Source organism: Pseudomonas sivasensis (genome assembly GCF_021391435.1).
Taxonomy (GTDB): Bacteria; Pseudomonadota; Gammaproteobacteria; order Pseudomonadales; family Pseudomonadaceae; genus Aquipseudomonas; species Aquipseudomonas sivasensis.
This window is the reverse complement of sequence record NZ_CP090029.1, coordinates 87,490-102,968: the sequence shown is the minus strand read 5'-3', so window position 1 is coordinate 102,968 and position 15,479 is coordinate 87,490. Positions and strand designations below refer to the sequence as shown.

Annotated in this window: 15 protein-coding genes; 10 read left to right on the top strand and 5 right to left on the bottom strand. The window is 60.6% G+C overall.

Translation table 11 applies throughout. The features are described 5' to 3' along the window. Positions 1-312 precede the first annotated feature (312 nt). From LRO94_RS00445 to LRO94_RS00420, 6 genes are all read left to right on the top strand, one after another. Positions 313-2,346 carry an ABC transporter permease subunit gene (locus LRO94_RS00445; protein ID WP_177326410.1) on the top strand — a complete coding sequence of 678 codons (2,034 nt, stop codon included), beginning with the start codon at positions 313-315 and terminating at the stop codon, positions 2,344-2,346. A 15-nt stretch (positions 2,347-2,361) separates the two neighbouring features. After that, positions 2,362-4,032 (top strand): phosphate ABC transporter permease PstA, encoded by a 1,671-nt coding sequence (gene pstA, locus LRO94_RS00440; RefSeq protein WP_032884458.1) that lies wholly within the window; start codon positions 2,362-2,364, stop codon positions 4,030-4,032. Positions 4,033-4,163: 131 nt separating this feature from the next. Next, positions 4,164-4,997, top strand: coding sequence for a phosphate ABC transporter ATP-binding protein PstB (gene pstB, locus LRO94_RS00435; protein ID WP_032884457.1), 834 nt, complete (start codon positions 4,164-4,166; stop codon positions 4,995-4,997). Between the two features lie 70 nt (positions 4,998-5,067). Continuing rightward, positions 5,068-5,829 carry a phosphate signaling complex protein PhoU gene (gene phoU, locus LRO94_RS00430; protein WP_032884456.1) on the top strand — a complete coding sequence of 254 codons (762 nt, stop codon included), beginning with the start codon at positions 5,068-5,070 and terminating at the stop codon, positions 5,827-5,829. 168 nt (positions 5,830-5,997) lie between these two features. After that, positions 5,998-6,906, top strand: coding sequence for a response regulator (locus LRO94_RS00425; RefSeq protein WP_032884455.1), 909 nt, complete (start codon positions 5,998-6,000; stop codon positions 6,904-6,906). Positions 6,907-6,986: 80 nt separating this feature from the next. Beyond that, the gene (locus LRO94_RS00420) at positions 6,987-7,649 is read left to right on the top strand and encodes a M23 family metallopeptidase (RefSeq protein ID WP_179179739.1); all 663 of its coding nucleotides are present in this window, start codon (positions 6,987-6,989) and stop codon (positions 7,647-7,649) included. A gap of 3 nt (positions 7,650-7,652) precedes the next feature. Here the strand turns inward: LRO94_RS00420 and LRO94_RS00415 are convergent, their stop codons facing one another. The 3 genes from LRO94_RS00415 to phoB all read right to left on the bottom strand — a co-directional run bounded on the left by LRO94_RS00415 (position 7,653) and on the right by phoB (position 11,321). Next, positions 7,653-8,993 carry a hemolysin family protein gene (locus LRO94_RS00415; protein ID WP_032884453.1) on the bottom strand — a complete coding sequence of 447 codons (1,341 nt, stop codon included), beginning with the start codon at positions 8,991-8,993 and terminating at the stop codon, positions 7,653-7,655. A 269-nt stretch (positions 8,994-9,262) separates the two neighbouring features. Then, a complete protein-coding gene (gene phoR / locus LRO94_RS00410; protein ID WP_185160015.1) occupies positions 9,263-10,549 on the bottom strand; it encodes a phosphate regulon sensor histidine kinase PhoR in 1,287 nt (428 codons plus the stop codon). A gap of 82 nt (positions 10,550-10,631) precedes the next feature. After that, a complete protein-coding gene (gene phoB / locus LRO94_RS00405) occupies positions 10,632-11,321 on the bottom strand; it encodes a phosphate regulon transcriptional regulator PhoB (RefSeq protein ID WP_032884451.1) in 690 nt (229 codons plus the stop codon). A 155-nt stretch (positions 11,322-11,476) separates the two neighbouring features. Between phoB and LRO94_RS00400 the strand changes: the two genes are divergently transcribed. After that, positions 11,477-11,857: a COG4315 family predicted lipoprotein gene (locus LRO94_RS00400; protein WP_032884450.1), complete on the top strand. Its 381-nt coding sequence runs from the start codon at positions 11,477-11,479 to the stop codon at positions 11,855-11,857. Between the two features lie 32 nt (positions 11,858-11,889). Here LRO94_RS00400 and ubiA read toward each other — a convergent pair whose 3' ends face one another. Together ubiA and LRO94_RS00390 are read right to left on the bottom strand one after the other, a co-directional pair. After that, a complete protein-coding gene (gene ubiA / locus LRO94_RS00395; protein WP_032884449.1) occupies positions 11,890-12,780 on the bottom strand; it encodes a 4-hydroxybenzoate octaprenyltransferase in 891 nt (296 codons plus the stop codon). After that, complete coding sequence (locus LRO94_RS00390) at positions 12,780-13,343, bottom strand: chorismate--pyruvate lyase family protein (RefSeq protein WP_032884448.1); 564 nt, start codon at positions 13,341-13,343, stop codon at positions 12,780-12,782. The genes ubiA and LRO94_RS00390 overlap by 1 nt, the downstream gene beginning before the upstream one ends. Before the next feature lie 195 nt (positions 13,344-13,538). Here LRO94_RS00390 and LRO94_RS00385 point away from each other — a divergent pair, with 195 nt between their 5' ends. The 3 genes from LRO94_RS00385 (at position 13,539) to LRO94_RS00375 (ending at position 15,358) form a co-directional block, all read left to right on the top strand. Further along, positions 13,539-13,706, top strand: coding sequence for a rubredoxin (locus LRO94_RS00385; RefSeq protein WP_032884447.1), 168 nt, complete (start codon positions 13,539-13,541; stop codon positions 13,704-13,706). Positions 13,707-13,742: 36 nt separating this feature from the next. Then, a complete protein-coding gene (locus LRO94_RS00380; RefSeq protein WP_179179740.1) occupies positions 13,743-14,891 on the top strand; it encodes an NAD(P)/FAD-dependent oxidoreductase in 1,149 nt (382 codons plus the stop codon). A gap of 191 nt (positions 14,892-15,082) precedes the next feature. Beyond that, complete coding sequence (locus LRO94_RS00375) at positions 15,083-15,358, top strand: HU family DNA-binding protein (RefSeq protein WP_003176958.1); 276 nt, start codon at positions 15,083-15,085, stop codon at positions 15,356-15,358. Positions 15,359-15,479: the final 121 nt, after the last annotated feature.

Here is a 15,479-nt window from a genome sequence, read left to right as displayed (position 1 = left end):
GGATTTGTTGCGTCACTGCACTGTCATCTTTCTGTCATACAGGATCGCTAGGGTGTGCGCATGAATGATCTGGCCAATTCCACCATGACGACGACTTCTCCTCCCAAGCGCATTGATTTCAATACGCCTGAGCTGCAACGCAAGCGCCGCATTCGCGCGCTTAAAGATCGCCTGACCCGTTGGTACGTGCTGGTGGGCGGCCTCGCTGTCCTTGGCGCTATCACCCTGATCTTCTTCTTCCTTGCCTACGTCGTCGCGCCATTGTTTCAGGGCGCCTCGTTGACCAAGGAAGACGCGCTGACCCCGGCCTGGATTCAGGACGCCGGCAAGCCGCTGATGATCTCCCTCGAAGAACAGAACCAAGTCGCCATGCGGGTTTCCGACAAGGGCCAGGCGCTGTTCTTTGAAGTCGAGACCGGTGCTGAACTCAAGCGCGTCGACCTGCCGCTTCCAGCCGGCACCAGCGTTGCTTCTATTGGTGAAGATCAGCCGGGCAGCCCGCTGGTGATCCTCGGTTTGTCCAATGGGCAGTCCCTGGTGTTCCGCCACACCTATAAGGTGTCTTACCCGGACGGCAAGAAAACCATCACCCCGGCGATTGAATACCCTTACGGTGAAACGCCGATCGTGCTGGATGACGCCGGCCGCCCGCTGGAGCATGTCGCCCTCAACGCCACTGATAGCTCGTTGGTGATCGCAGGCTCGGCCGGTTCGCACTTGAACGTGCTGACCCTGAGCCGCGAAGAAAACATGATGACTGGCGAAGTCACCAGTGAGCAGAAGCGTGTCGAGCTGCCGCAAATGACCGAGCCGGTGAAGGCGATCTTCATCGACCCGCGCCAGCAATGGCTGTATGTGATCAACGGCCGTGCCCTGGCGGATGTGTTTAGCCTGCGCGACAAGAGCCTCAACGGCCGCTACAAATTGTTGGAAGACGGCAACGCTGAAATCACGGCCAGCACCCAACTGGTGGGCGGTATCTCGCTGATCATCGGTAACTCCAAAGGCGGCCTGGCCCAGTGGTTCATGGCCCGCGACCCGGATGGCGAACAGCGCTTCAAGCAGATCCGCACCTTCCAGATGGGCACTGCGCCTATCGTCGAAATCACTGCCGAAGAGCGCCGCAAAGGCTTCACTGCCCTGGACGCTTCCGGCAAGTTCGGCGTGTTCCACAGCACCGCCCACCGCACCCTGCTGGTGGACCCAGTGGTCGATGGCCAGGGCGTGTTCGGCCTGTCACCGCGGGCCAACCGCGTGATCGTCGAAGCCGGCGGCAAGCTGCAACCGCTGCTGCTCGACAACCCGCACCCGGAAGTGTCATGGAGCGCGCTGTGGAGCAAGGTCTGGTACGAAAACTACGACGAGCCTAAATACGTGTGGCAGTCGACCGCCGCCAACACCGACTTTGAACCCAAAATGAGTCTGGCCCCGCTGACCTTCGGTACCTTGAAGGCCGCGTTCTACGCCATGCTGCTGGCTGCACCGCTGGCCGTTGCCGCTGCGATCTACACCGCCTACTTCATGGCCCCGAGCCTGCGCCGCAAGGTCAAGCCGGTGATCGAATTGATGGAAGCGATGCCGACGGTGATCCTCGGTTTCTTCGCCGGCCTGTTCCTGGCGCCGTATGTCGAAGGGCATCTGCCGGGGATTTTCAGCCTGCTGATGCTGTTGCCGATTGGCATCCTGGTGGCCGGGTTTGTCTTCAGCCGCCTGCCTGAATCCATCCGCCTGCGCGTTCCCGATGGTTGGGAAAGCGCAATCCTGATCCCGGTGATCCTGTTTGTGGGCTGGCTCTCGCTGTACATGAGCCCGTACCTGGAAACCTGGTTCTTCGGCGGCGACATGCGTATGTGGATCTCCCACGACCTAGGCATTACCTACGACCAGCGCAACGCCCTGGTAGTCGGCCTGGCCATGGGTTTTGCGGTGATTCCGAACATCTACTCCATCGCCGAAGACGCCGTATTCAGCGTGCCGCGCGGCCTGACCCTGGGCTCCCTGGCGCTGGGCGCCACGCCTTGGCAGACCATGACGCGCGTGGTGATCCTGACCGCCAGCCCCGGCATCTTCTCCGCACTGATGATCGGCATGGGCCGTGCAGTAGGCGAGACCATGATCGTGCTGATGGCCACCGGTAACACGCCGGTGATGGAGATGAACCTGTTCGAAGGCCTGCGAACGCTCGCGGCCAACGTCGCGGTGGAAATGCCGGAGTCGGAAGTGGGCGGCAGTCACTACCGAGTGCTGTTCCTCTCGGCGCTGGTGCTGCTGCTGTTCACCTTCGTCATGAACACCCTCGCCGAGCTGATCCGTCAGCGTCTGCGCAAGAAATACTCGTCGCTTTAAGAAAGGTAGAAGTCTGTGAAACAGAACTCCCTGAATGGATGGTTCAAGAGCGGCGCCCCTGGCGTCTGGATCAGCGGTGGCGCGGTGTCCATCGCGGTCATCATGACCATTGGTTTGCTGGCCGTGATTGCCGTACGTGGTTTGGGCCACTTCTGGCCGGCTGACCTGATCCAGGCCAACTACAACGTGCCGGGCCAGGAAAACCACATCGTCATCGGCGAAGTGGTGCAGAAAGAAGAAGTGCCCCGCGAGCGCCTGAAAAGTGCTGGCCTGCCGGTGCCTGATGAAGGCCCGGAGTTCATGACCCGCGAGCTGATCAAGGTCGGCAACCGGGATTTGAATGGCAACGACTTCACCTGGATCGTTGGCGAGTGGTTGAAAGACCAGAGCACACCGAAAAACCTCATGGCCATCGAGCGTCGTGAGTGGGGCAACTTCTACGGCACCCTGGTCAACGTCAAGCAGGATGGCAAGGTTATCGCCGAAGGCGAGGCCGCTTGGCCGGAGCTGCAGGCCCGTGTCGATCGCGTCAACAAGCTCGCCGCACAGCTCAAGAGCCTGGAAAAGACTGATATCGGCGCGATCAACGCCGGACTCGAACGCATTCGTCTGCACGGTCGCAAACTGGAGCTGGAAGGTAAGCTTGATGCCGCCGCCCAGGCCGATATGGATGCTGACCGCGCCGAGCTGAATGCCCGTTACCAGGACATCGAAGCGCGCCTTGCCGATCTGCACGCCCAGTTCAACCGCGATGCCTTGACTGCTCGCGATGGCAACGGCAAGGAAATTGAAATCGGCATCGGCAAAGTGGTCCACGCCTACCAGCCGAACGCCATGGGCACGATGACCAAGATCGGCTTCTACTTCAGCAAGGTCTGGGAATTCTTGAGCGATGACCCACGGGAAGCCAACACCGAAGGCGGGATTTTCCCGGCGATCTTCGGCACCGTGATGATGACCCTGATCATGGCGATGATCGTGACCCCGTTCGGCGTGCTGGCGGCCGTGTACCTGCGTGAATACGCCAAGCAGAACACCCTGACTCGAATCATCCGCATCGCCGTGAACAACTTGGCCGGTGTACCGGCCATCGTCTACGGCGTGTTCGGCCTGGGCTTCTTCGTGTATGTACTGGGTGGCTCAGTTGACCGCCTGTTCTTCGCCGAAGCGCTGCCGGCACCGACCTTCGGTACGCCGGGCCTGCTGTGGGCCTCGCTGACCCTGGCGCTGCTGGCGGTGCCGGTGGTGATCGTGGCCACCGAAGAAGGCCTGGCGCGGATTCCCCGCACCGTGCGTGAAGGCTCCCTGGCTCTGGGCGCGACCAAGGCGGAAACGCTGTGGAAGATCGTGCTGCCGATGGCCAGCCCGGCGATGATGACCGGCATGATCCTGGCCGTGGCCCGTGCCGCCGGTGAAGTGGCGCCGCTGATGCTGGTCGGCGTGGTGAAACTGGCCCCGTCGCTGCCGCTGGACGGCAACTACCCGTACCTGCACCTGGACCAGAAGATCATGCACTTGGGCTTCCATATTTATGACGTCGGCTTCCAGAGCCCCAACGTCGAAGCCGCACGGCCACTGGTGTACGCCACCGCCTTGCTGCTGGTGCTAGTGATCGCCACGCTCAACTTGTCGGCGGTGTGGATTCGTAACCACCTGCGCGAGAAGTACAAGGCGCTGGACAGCTGATCTGAATTGAACGCGGACTTATTTGTGGGAGGGGGCTTGCTCCCGAGCGGTGTGCCAGCCGGCACACATGTTCCTGAAGCATCGCTATCGGGGGCAAGCCCCCTCCCACACAACAGCACAGGGAGCATCCCATGCAACACGACACCCATTCCCATGGCATCAACATGTCTGCCCTGGGTCGCGACAAGCAGAGCCTGAGCCTGGCCCAGGAAACCGTGGCCATCGAAGTACCGGGCTTGAGCCTTTACTACGGTGACAAGCAGGCGCTCTTCGACGTCAGCATGAACATTCCCAAGCAGCGTGTGACTGCCTTTATCGGCCCGTCGGGCTGCGGTAAGTCCACGCTGTTGCGCACGTTCAACCGCATGAACGACCTGGTCGACGGTTGCCGTGTGGAAGGTGCGATCAACCTCTACGGCACCAACATCTACCGCAAGGGCGAAGACGTGGCCGAGCTGCGTCGCCGCGTGGGCATGGTGTTCCAGAAGCCGAACCCGTTCCCCAAGACTATTTACGAAAACGTGGTCTATGGCCTGCGTATCCAGGGCATCAACAAGAAGCGCATCCTCGACGAAGCGGTTGAGTGGGCCCTTAAAGGCGCGGCGCTGTGGGACGAGGTCAAAGACCGTCTGCATGAGTCGGCACTCGGCTTGTCCGGTGGTCAGCAGCAACGTCTGGTGATCGCCCGAACCATCGCCGTGGAGCCGGAAGTGTTGCTGCTCGACGAACCGTGTTCGGCACTCGACCCGATCTCGACCCTGAAAGTGGAAGAGCTGATCTACGAGCTCAAGTCCAAGTTCACCATCGTTATCGTGACCCACAACATGCAACAGGCGGCGCGGGTTTCCGACTACACCGCGTTCATGTACATGGGCAAGCTGGTGGAGTTCGGCGATACCGACACCCTGTTCACCAATCCGGCGAAGAAGCAGACCGAAGACTACATTACCGGTCGCTACGGCTAGGAAGCTGTGGTTCTGTTTGCACTGACGCTGCGGTTCTCCGCACCTTACCGGACGCTCCAAGGACGCCAACATGATTAGCAAAGAAGGCCTTACCCATCACATCTCCGCGCAGTTCAACGCCGAGCTTGAGGAAGTGCGCAGCCACCTCCTGGCGATGGGCGGCTTGGTGGAGAAGCAAGTCAACGACGCCGTGACCGCGCTGATCGAGGCCGACTCGGGCCTAGCCCAGCAGGTGCGTGAGATCGATGACCAGATCAACCAGATGGAACGCAATATCGACGAAGAATGCCTGCGCATTCTGGCCCGTCGCCAGCCAGCGGCCTCGGACCTGCGTTTGATCATCAGCATCTCCAAGTCGGTAATCGACCTGGAGCGCATCGGCGATGAGGCCACCAAGATCGCCCGTCGCGCCATCCAGCTGTGCGAGGAAGGCGAAGCGCCACGCGGCTACGTGGAGGTTCGCCACATCGGCGACCAGGTGCGCAACATGGTGCGCGATGCGCTTGACGCGTTTGCGCGTTTCGACGCCGATCTGGCGTTGTCGGTGGCGCAGTACGACAAAGTCATCGACCGCGAATACAAGACAGCCCTGCGTGAACTGGCCACCTACATGATGGAAGACCCGCGCTCTATCTCGCGGGTCTTGAGCATCATCTGGGTGCTGCGTTCCCTGGAGCGGATCGGCGATCACGCGCGCAATATCTCGGAACTGGTGATCTATTTGGTTCGTGGTACTGACGTACGGCACATGGGCCTTAAGCGCATGAAGGCTGAAGTTGAAGGTTCCGCCGATCAAATCCCTAATGTTCCGGGCGAATCTGACGATAAGTAAGGTTGCCCGAGAAATTAACGCCCGGCCTTTGGCCGGGCGTTTTCGTTTCTGGTGTCTGAATTTTTTGCGCAGCGGAATAAATAAAGTCCAGCTGTGACTACCGAGTTTTGGCAAAATGCCATCAGTCAGGCGTTCTGCGTGCCGAAGTTTTTATAGGATGAAGGGTCGATGAGTAAAGTCAGTGTATTGGTGGTGGATGACGCCTCGTTTATCCGCGATCTGGTGAAGAAGTGCCTGCGCAACTACTTCCCCGGGATCAAGCTTGAAGATGCGGTAAACGGCAAGAAGGCCCAGACCATACTGATGCGCGAGAGCTTCGACCTGGTGCTGTGCGACTGGGAAATGCCGGAAATGTCCGGCCTTGAGCTATTGACCTGGTGCCGTGAGCAACCGCACCTCAAGGCCATGCCGTTTGTGATGGTGACCAGCCGGGGCGATAAAGAGAACGTAGTGCAGGCGATCCAGGCCGGGGTTTCTGGTTACGTCAGCAAACCGTTCACTAACGAGCAACTGCTGAACAAGGTCAAACAGGCCCTGCACAAGGTCGGTCGCCTCGACGCCCTGGTTGCCAGCGCGCCGACCAAAATGAACTCGGCCTTTGGCAACGATTCCCTGAGCGCCCTGACGGGCGGCAAGCCTGAAGCGTTGCGTTCGGCCCCCGTTGCAGCTGCGGCGTCAGCGCCCAGCAAAGGCCTGCTCAACAGCCCGCCAGTGCAAGCCCCTTCCGCCGCGCCGGCCGCCGGTCGTGGCCAGGGTCAACTGCGGCTGTCCAGTGGCACCCAGCAATGTGTCATCAAAGCGCTGAGCATCAAGGAGGCGCTGCTGGTAGTGCGTCGCACTGAAGTCCTGCCTCAGGTGCTGGAAAGTGCGGTGCTCGACCTTGAGCAAGGCGACAACGCCGAGGTGGCCCGTCTCAACGGCTACCTGCACGCCATCGTCGCCTTTGAGCCCAAGCCCGACAGCGACTGGCTGCAACTGACCTTCCGGTTTATTGACCAGGATGCGCAGAAACTCGACTACATTTCCCGCCTGATTGCGCGCGGTACGGCTCAGAAGCATTTTGTGCCGGGTGCCTGATCCTTTAAGGTTCAGCTCACCACAAGATTGTCATTATCCCTTGCTAACCTGCCGCTCAGTCATCCCGGCAGGTTCGCGCCATGCTCCTTCGTCTTTTGATCTGCTGCGGGTTGGCCACGGTCACCACCTCGACCTTGGCCATGACCCTCTACAAATCCACTGACGCCAATGGCGTGGTGTTTTTCAGCGACCGGCAAACCCCCGGCGCCCAGGCGTTTGTGATCCAGGAGCGCAAGGTCGAGCGTCCAGTGCTCGACAGGCCAACCCCCCGTTATCGACCCCAAGCCTACCGCTACCCCTTGCCCTGGCGCGGCGGTCCGTTCCGCTTGACCCAAGGTCCCAGCGGCAGCTTCAGTCACACCGACGTCAAGAGCCGCTACGCCATGGACATCGCCATGCCCGAAGGCACGCCGATCATCGCCGCGCGCAGTGGCGTGGTGGTGAAGACCGAGAACGAGCAGGCCGGGCGGGGCAATGATGCATCGGGGAATTTTGTGCGGGTGCAGCATGATGACGGCACCGAGGGGGTGTACCTGCATCTGAAGCAAGGGTCGGTCAGTGCGAGGGTAGGGCAGCGCGTTGCGGTGGGGAGTCCGCTGGCGTTGTCGGGCAATACCGGCAACAGCAGCGGGCCGCACCTGCACTTTGTGGTACAGCGCGCCACCGAGGCAGGGCTGGTGTCGATCCCGTATGAGTTCAACCAGCCGGTGGGCGCATTGCCCAACTTTGCGTTGGGCAATTGAGGGTCAATCGAGCATCAATACCTTGGCCAGTACGATCTTCGGTCCTTTCATCTTCTTGATGATGATCCGCAGGCCTTCAACCTCCAGCACTTCTTCCTCTTCCGGCACCCGTTTCAGGGTTTCGTAGACCAGGCCGGCCAGGGTTTCGGCTTCGATATGGTCCAGGTCGATGCCGAGCAGGCGTTCCACCTTGAACAACGGGGTATCGCCACGTACCAGCAGCTTGCCCGGCTGGTAGGCCAGGATGCCGCGTTCGGCCTTGCGGTGTTCGTCCTGGATATCGCCGACCAGCACTTCCAGCACGTCTTCCATGGTCAGGTAGCCGATGATGTTGCCGTCGGCCTCTTCGACCACGGCGAAGTGCGAGCCGCCTTTACGGAACTGCTCCAGCAACTGCGACAGCGGCATGTGGCGCGACACGCGCTCCAGCGGGCGAGTCAGCTCGGCCAGGTTGAACGACTCGGGGATATGGTCGAGTTCGGCCAGCTCCAGCAGCAAGTCCTTGATGTGCAGCAGGCCGACGAACTCCTGGCGGACGCTGTCGTACACCGGGTAGCGGCTGAACTTGTGGCGGCGGAACAGTGCGAGGATTTCCTTGAGCGGTGCGTTGAATTCCAGTGTCACTAGGTCTTCGCGGGAGTTGGCCCAGTCGACCACTTCCAGTTCGCCCATTTCCACGGCCGAGGCCAATACGCGCATGCCTTGGTCGCTAGGGTCCTGGCCACGGCTGGAGTGCAGGATCAGCTTGAGTTCTTCGCGGCTGTAATGGTGCTCATGGTGCGGGCCAGGCTCGCCTTGGCCGGCGATGCGCAGGATCGCGTTGGCGCTGGCGTTGAGCAGGTAGATGGCCGGGTACATGGCCCAGTAGAACAGGTACAGCGGCACCGCCGTCCACAGCGACAGCAACTCGGGTTTGCGAATGGCCCAGGATTTGGGCGCCAGCTCACCGACCACGATGTGCAGGTAGGAAATCACGAAGAACGCCGCAAAGAACGACACGCCCTTGATCACTTCCGGCGATTCGACGCCCACGGCGGCCAACATCGGTTCAAGGATGTGGGCAAACGCCGGCTCACCGACCCAACCCAGGCCCAGGGAGGCGAGGGTGATACCCAACTGGCAGGCCGACAGGTAAGCGTCGAGCTGGCTGTGTACGGTACGCAGGATCTGTCCACGCCAGCCGTTGGTGTGGGCGATGGCCTCGACTCGGGTGGAGCGCAACTTGACCATGGCAAATTCCGCCGCAACGAAAAAACCGTTGAGCAGTACCAGGATCAGAGCAAAAAGAATCATGCCGAAGTCGGCGAAGAGTGTAGAGAGGGTGATACCAGGGGAAGGGTCCATGATTGGGTTTTGCAGGTTCCATGTGTTCAATAAGGGGTGACAGGCAGGCCCGAGAGGCAGGCGCAAGTCGGCCAATGTAGCGGCTGGCGGGGCGCTTGCCTAGTACCCGCTGCCGGGCGGGGGCGGAATACGCCCTCCAAAATGATGCAAGTCTGCTGTGGGAGGGAGCTTGCCCCCGATAGGAGTGGATCAGTTACAGATAACTTAACTGACGCACCGCCATCGGGGGCGAGGAGCCCCTCCCACATTATCTTTGTGTCGTCTTCGGGTTATTCATCTGCGGCGATCGCCCGCGAACGCGTCACCTGCGCCGGCGGAAAATGGCAGGTAAAGGTGCTGCCATGTCCCAGCACGCTGCTGATTTCCAGGCGCGCTCGGTGGCGCAGCAGCACATGCTTGACGATGGCAAGGCCCAGCCCGGTGCCGCCGGTGTTGGAGTTGCGGCTGGAGTCGACACGGTAGAAACGCTCGGTCAGGCGAGGCAAGTGCTTGGCGTCGATGCCGATGCCGGAGTCCTGCACGCTCAGGTGCGCGCCTTGCTCGTCGGCCCACCAGCGGATGCGGATGGCGCCTTTGTCCTGTGTGTACTTCACGGCGTTGAACACCAGATTGGAGAACGCGCTACGCAATTCGCCTTCGCTGCCCTTGAGCAACACCTGTGGATCGGCTTCCAGGCTGATCTGCTGCCCGCGCTCGCCGGAAAGGGCCTGCGCGTCATTCTTGATGGTCTGCAACAGGCTTTGCACCGCCACCGGATGATTGTCCGAGGGGTAATCGGTGGCTTCAAGCTTGGCCAGCAACAGCAGGTCGTTGAGCAGGGTCTGCATGCGCGAGCCTTGTTGCTGCATCTGCTGCAGGGCACGGCTCCAGCGTGGGTTGATCTCGTCGACGTTATCCAGCAGCGTCTCCAGATAGCCGCAGATCACCGTCAACGGCGTGCGCAGTTCATGGGAGACGTTGGCGACGAAGTCTTTGCGCATCTGCTCCAGTTGGTGGATGCGCGTTACGTCGCGAACCAGCATCAGGTGCTCGTTGTTACCATAGCGCGTCAGGTACAGCTGGATGCGCACACGGTCGTTGGTCGGCGAGGGGATTTCCAAGGCTTCTTCGTAGTTGTCCTGCTCGAAGTATTCCTTGAAGCGCGGGTGGCGTACCAAGTTGGTCACCGGCTGGCCGCTGTCCTGGGGCGTTTTGAGGCCCAGCAAGGTCTCGGCGGCACGGTTCCACCATTCCAGGTTCCCGTCGCTGTCGAGCATGATCACCGCGTCCTTGAGCGCGGCGGTGGACTCCTGCACCCGGTCGATCACCGCTTGCAGGCGACCGCGTACCCGTTGGTCGCGGCGTTGCAGGTGATAAATACTGTCGAACACCTCGCCCCACAGGCCGTAGCCGTCGGGTGGTGCTTCGTCGGGTTTGTGCTGGCGCAGCCATTCGTGCAGACGCAGCAGTTGCTTGAGGGTCCAACCCAAGTACAGGCCGATACCGATGGCCAGGCTCCAGCCGTAGTAGCCGCTGATCAGCCCGACCAACAGGCAGCCGGTGATCAAAAGAAGCATGTGGCGGATCAGGGTGCCATGCCAGTTCTGGTTCACTTAAACATGCGTCCTTGTCAGCTGCTAAGGAAGTAGAAGGGTTGGCTCAGCTTTTGGTGGAGAACCGGTAGCCAGTGCCGCGCACGGTTTGTACCAGATTCTCGTAGGCGTCGCCCAAGGCTTTGCGCAGGCGGCGGATATGCACGTCAACGGTGCGCTCCTCCACATACACATTGCCGCCCCACACCTGGTCCAGCAGCTGGCCACGGGTGTAGGCGCGTTCCTGGTGGGTCATGAAAAATTGCAGCAGGCGGTATTCGGTCGGGCCCATCTCGGCCGGTGTGCCGTCGATGGTGACGCGGTGGCTGATCGGGTCGAGAATCAGACCGCCGACTTCAATCGGCGCTTCGCCATCGGTCGGGCCGGCGCGGCGCAATACCGCCTTCAGACGCGCTACCAACTCCCGTGGGGAAAAGGGTTTGGTGATGTAGTCATCAGCGCCCACTTCCAGGCCCTGAATCTTGTTGTCCTCTTCGCCCTTGGCGGTGAGCATGATGATCGGAATATCCCCGGTCAGTTCATCACGCTTGAGGCGGCGGGCCAGTTCGATGCCGGAAGTGCCAGGCAGCATCCAATCCAGCAGGATCAGGTCCGGCTTACGGTCGACGATAATGGCATGGGCCTGCTGGGAGTTCTCAGCCTCCAGGCAGTCATAGCCGGCCATTTCCAACGCAACGGCGATCATCTCGCGGATGGGCGCTTCGTCGTCAACAATCAGAATGCTCCTGCCAACCATGCTCAAAAATCCTCTTGTCATTTAACTGTCTTGCGCCGCATTAGATAACGGAATTATTGCAGTCGTGTGACAGTAATTTAGTCGCTTGGGCAAATCACGGCACTCTGGACTACCCTTTGGGTCCGAATCCTGACAACCACAAAAGGAAGGTTCCTATGACTTACCGTACTGTTTCCTGGAAAGCCCTGCTGGTAACGGCCGCGTTGACGCTGCCGACCCTGGCGTTCGCGGCGGAGCCGGCGATGACCAAAGACGGGATGCTGGTGGATCACAAGGAAATGACGCTCTATACCTTTGCCAAGGATGCCGATGGCAAATCCATGTGCAACGACAAGTGCGCGACTAACTGGCCACCGTTGATGGCTGAGTCCACCGACAAGCCAATGGGCAAATGGACTGTTATCACCCGTGATGACCAAAAGAGCCAGTGGGCCTACAACGGTAAGCCGCTCTATACCTTCGTCATGGATAAAAAGGCCGGCGACATGACCGGCGACGGCAAAATGGACGGCGCCTGGAAAGTCGCCAAGCCCTGATTCAGGCCACTCTCGGTGAGGGGCCTCGCCCCTCATCGAAACCCGTAATCCGCCACAATCCCAACAAAAATTGCCAACCCGGCCCAGTGGTTGTGCAAAAACGCCTTGAAGCATTTCAGGCGGTCCCGGTCGCGGGTGTACCAGAACTCCCAAGCGAAACACCCCGCCGCAGCTAGCAGCCCCAGATGGAACCATCCGCCCAACTCAAACCGCGTCCCCGCCAGCAACAGGCACACCAGCGCCAGGCTTTGCAGGGTCAGGATGATCACGCGGTCGGCATCGCCAAACAGGATCGCGGTGGATTTCACGCCAATCTTCAGGTCGTCGTCACGGTCGGTCATCGCGTAATACGTGTCGTAGCCTACCGTCCACAGCAGGTTGGCGATGTACAACAGCCACGCAGCAGCGGGCAGGCTGCCGGTCTCGGCGGTGAAGGCCATCGGCATCCCCCAGGAGAACGCCGCGCCCAGCACCACTTGCGGGTAATAGGTGTAGCGCTTCATGAACGGGTAGCTCGCCGCCAGCGCCAATCCACCAAGGGATAACAGGATCGTGGTGGCGTTGGTCAGCAGCACCAGCAGGAAACTGATACCCATCAGCACCGCAAAAAACACCAGCGCCTCTTTGGAGCTGATCTTTCCGCTCACCAGTGGGCGCTGCTCGGTGCGCTTCACATGGCCATCGACCTTGCGGTCAGCCCAGTCATTGATCACACAGCCGCCCGCCCGGGTCAGCACCACGCCCAACACGAAAATCACAATATTGATGAAAGAGGGAGAACCCTTGCCCGCAATCCACAACGCCCAAAGTGTCGGCCACAGCAGCAAGTAAATGCCGATGGGCTTGTCCATCCGGGTCAACTGAATAAAGTCCCAGGCCCTCGGGTTCAGGCGGTTCAGGGATTTGAGCAGACGTTGGTACATCAGCAGTTCTCCGGATGTTCATGCAGCACGTGCCAGAAGTCCGGCAGGAAGATTTCCGCTACCAACACGCTTAGCGATCCACGATCAAAACGTGAGCGGCGTGCCCATAGCCCATCCGCCTGATCGGCTGTCGGCAGCCATTGCCGTGGGTAATGGCACACCTCGATTGCCTGGCGCGTGAAGGCTTGATCGCAGAACAGCAACTCGCCCAGGGAGCGGCTGCCCAGTTCATCCATGTGCAGCCCATCGCCCTGCAAGGCACTGCGCGCCGCCACGCTGCGGGCAAACACCCACGGCTGATCGTGCCCACGCAAATACACCTCGCGCACCCAGCCGACAGTGGCCGGGGCCAAGTTCAGGGCGGCGCACTCGTCGTCTCGCAGCGGCTGCCAGCCTTCGAACAGTGGCGTTACGCTGAAACTGTCGTTGGACAGCCCTGTCAGCCGCCGTGTCAGCGAGCCGTCATCGAACAGCCAATTGAGGGTCAAAGGTGTAGGCAGAGGGCTCAAACGGCTCTGGATCAGCCATTGGCAAGCATCGGGGAGGGCGATTGAGTGCGGCACGGTGAGTCAGTATTGGCAGCAAAAGAGGCGGCGAGCTTACCATGGCACCCTGGGCTTTTGCCGGGCTCAACCGGCACCTTGCGTCGATCGCGCTTGCATCTGCCGGCCCCGATCAGTACAAAACGCCCTGAGCCGCGCGGCAACGCTGGATCCAACGACCGCCGGCCAAGACGCCTGAACCTGAGGAAGCAAGTAATGAAGAAGTGGCAATGTATCGTCTGTGGCCTTATCTACAACGAAGCCGACGGCTGGCCGGATGACGGCATTGCGCCCGGCACTCGTTGGGAAGATGTCCCTGCAGACTGGCTGTGCCCGGATTGCGGCGTGGGCAAAATGGATTTCGAAATGATCGAAATCGCTTAATCCCGAATTTAAGAAACGTACTACAAGGAGAATGGAATGAACGCACCTGTCGTGATCATCGGCACAGGATTGGCCGGTTATAACGTGGCCCGGGAGTTTCGCAAGCTCGACAGCGAAACCCCCTTGCTGCTGATCACCGCAGATGACGGGCGCTCCTACTCCAAGCCCATGCTCTCCACCGGCTTTGGCAAAAACAAGGAGGCCGACGGCCTTAGCATGGCTGAGCCGGGAGCTATGGCCGAGCAACTCAAGGCCGAAGTGCGAACTCACACCCGTGTCAGCGGCATCGACCCGGGCCACAAACGCCTGTGGATCGGCGAGGAAGCGGTGGTTTACCGTGACCTCATCCTGGCCTGGGGTGCAGAAACCGTACGCGTCCCGGTTGAAGGCGACGCGGCGGAACTGATTTTCCCGATCAACGACCTTGAAGACTACGCACGCTTTCGCGCTGCCGCTGCTGGCAAACGCCGCGTGCTGCTGCTCGGCGCCGGTTTGATTGGCTGTGAATTCGCCAATGACCTGATCTTTGGCGGTTATGAAATCGACCTGGTCGCTCCGTGCGAGCAAGTGATGCCAACCCTGCTGCACCCGGCAGCCGCTGCCGCTGTACAAGCTGGCTTGGAAGGCCTGGGCGCGCGTTTCCACCTGGGGCCGGTGCTCAACCGCCTGCAGCGCACGGCGGACGGGCTGGAAGCGCACCTTTCTGACGGTGAAGTGATTCCCTGCGATCTGGTCGTTTCGGCCATCGGCCTGCGCCCACGTATCGACCTGGCTGCCGCCGCGGGCCTGCAAATCAACCGTGGGATCATGGTGGACCGTCACCTCAAGACCTCCCACGCCAATATCTACGCCCTGGGCGACTGCGCCGAGGTCGACGGCCTGAACCTGCTGTACGTCATGCCTCTGATGACCTGCGCCCGCGCTCTGGCCCAAACCCTGGCCGGCAATGCCACCGCCGTCAGCTACGGCCCGATGCCCGTCACCGTGAAAACCCCGGTCTGCCCGCTGGTGGTTTCGCCGCCGCCAAGGGGCACCGAAGGCGTCTGGAGCGTCGAAGGCCAGGGCGCCGACATCAAGGCCCTGTGCCGCGACGCCAGCGGTCGCCTGCTGGGTTATGCGCTGACGGGCACGGCGGTGATGGAAAAACTGGCCCTCAACAAAGAACTTCCACCTTTGCTGGCGTAAATGCCGGTCGTTCTGTCGGAATTAGCACATTCCTACCCTCAGAAAGGTCGCCGCGAGACTGGCGGAGCGTGCGAGGGCATGCCATCCTCACTCCCGTCTGCCGCAGAGTAGAGCCTGCGGCGCTTTGGGCGCTGCTCCAGAAGAGAGCAGCACGGACATAACAACAAAAAACCGTCAAAGAGGCTTCACACATGCGTAAACCAGAACTCGCAGCCGCCATCGCTGAAAAAGCAGATCTCACCAAAGAACAGGCCAACCGCGTCCTCAACGCCGTTCTCGAAGAAATCACCGGCGCCCTGCACCGCAAGGACAGCGTCACCCTGGTTGGCTTCGGCACCTTCCTGCAACGCCATCGTGGCGCCCGCACCGGCAAAAACCCGCAAACCGGTGAGCCTGTGAAAATCAAGGCTAGCAATACCGTTGCATTCAAACCGGGTAAATCGCTGAAAGACACTGTTAACGCGTAATTGCAGTACCGTCTCGACAGGGGGCGGGGTGGTGGAAAAAATGGGCACGCCGACTGGGTCGGGTGCCCATTTTTTGTGGGGGCGTACCATCCGGCTATGTTGAACAGCGCCAGCATACGGG

What these genes read in the sequence shown, in the direction of transcription:
- pstB (WP_032884457.1), top strand. Translation starts at nt 4,164, where the DNA reads ATGCAACACGACACCCATTCCCATGGCATCAACATGTCTGCCCTGGGT.
- phoU (WP_032884456.1), top strand. Translation starts at nt 5,068, where the DNA reads ATGATTAGCAAAGAAGGCCTTACCCATCACATCTCCGCGCAGTTCAAC.
- LRO94_RS00425 (WP_032884455.1), top strand. Translation starts at nt 5,998, where the DNA reads ATGAGTAAAGTCAGTGTATTGGTGGTGGATGACGCCTCGTTTATCCGC.
- LRO94_RS00420 (WP_179179739.1), top strand. Translation starts at nt 6,987, where the DNA reads ATGCTCCTTCGTCTTTTGATCTGCTGCGGGTTGGCCACGGTCACCACC.
- LRO94_RS00415 (WP_032884453.1), bottom strand. Translation starts at nt 8,993, where the DNA reads ATGGACCCTTCCCCTGGTATCACCCTCTCTACACTCTTCGCCGACTTC.
- phoR (WP_185160015.1), bottom strand. Translation starts at nt 10,549, where the DNA reads ATGCTTCTTTTGATCACCGGCTGCCTGTTGGTCGGGCTGATCAGCGGC.
- phoB (WP_032884451.1), bottom strand. Translation starts at nt 11,321, where the DNA reads ATGGTTGGCAGGAGCATTCTGATTGTTGACGACGAAGCGCCCATCCGC.
- LRO94_RS00400 (WP_032884450.1), top strand. Translation starts at nt 11,477, where the DNA reads ATGACTTACCGTACTGTTTCCTGGAAAGCCCTGCTGGTAACGGCCGCG.
- ubiA (WP_032884449.1), bottom strand. Translation starts at nt 12,780, where the DNA reads ATGTACCAACGTCTGCTCAAATCCCTGAACCGCCTGAACCCGAGGGCC.
- LRO94_RS00385 (WP_032884447.1), top strand. Translation starts at nt 13,539, where the DNA reads ATGAAGAAGTGGCAATGTATCGTCTGTGGCCTTATCTACAACGAAGCC.
- LRO94_RS00380 (WP_179179740.1), top strand. Translation starts at nt 13,743, where the DNA reads ATGAACGCACCTGTCGTGATCATCGGCACAGGATTGGCCGGTTATAAC.
- LRO94_RS00375 (WP_003176958.1), top strand. Translation starts at nt 15,083, where the DNA reads ATGCGTAAACCAGAACTCGCAGCCGCCATCGCTGAAAAAGCAGATCTC.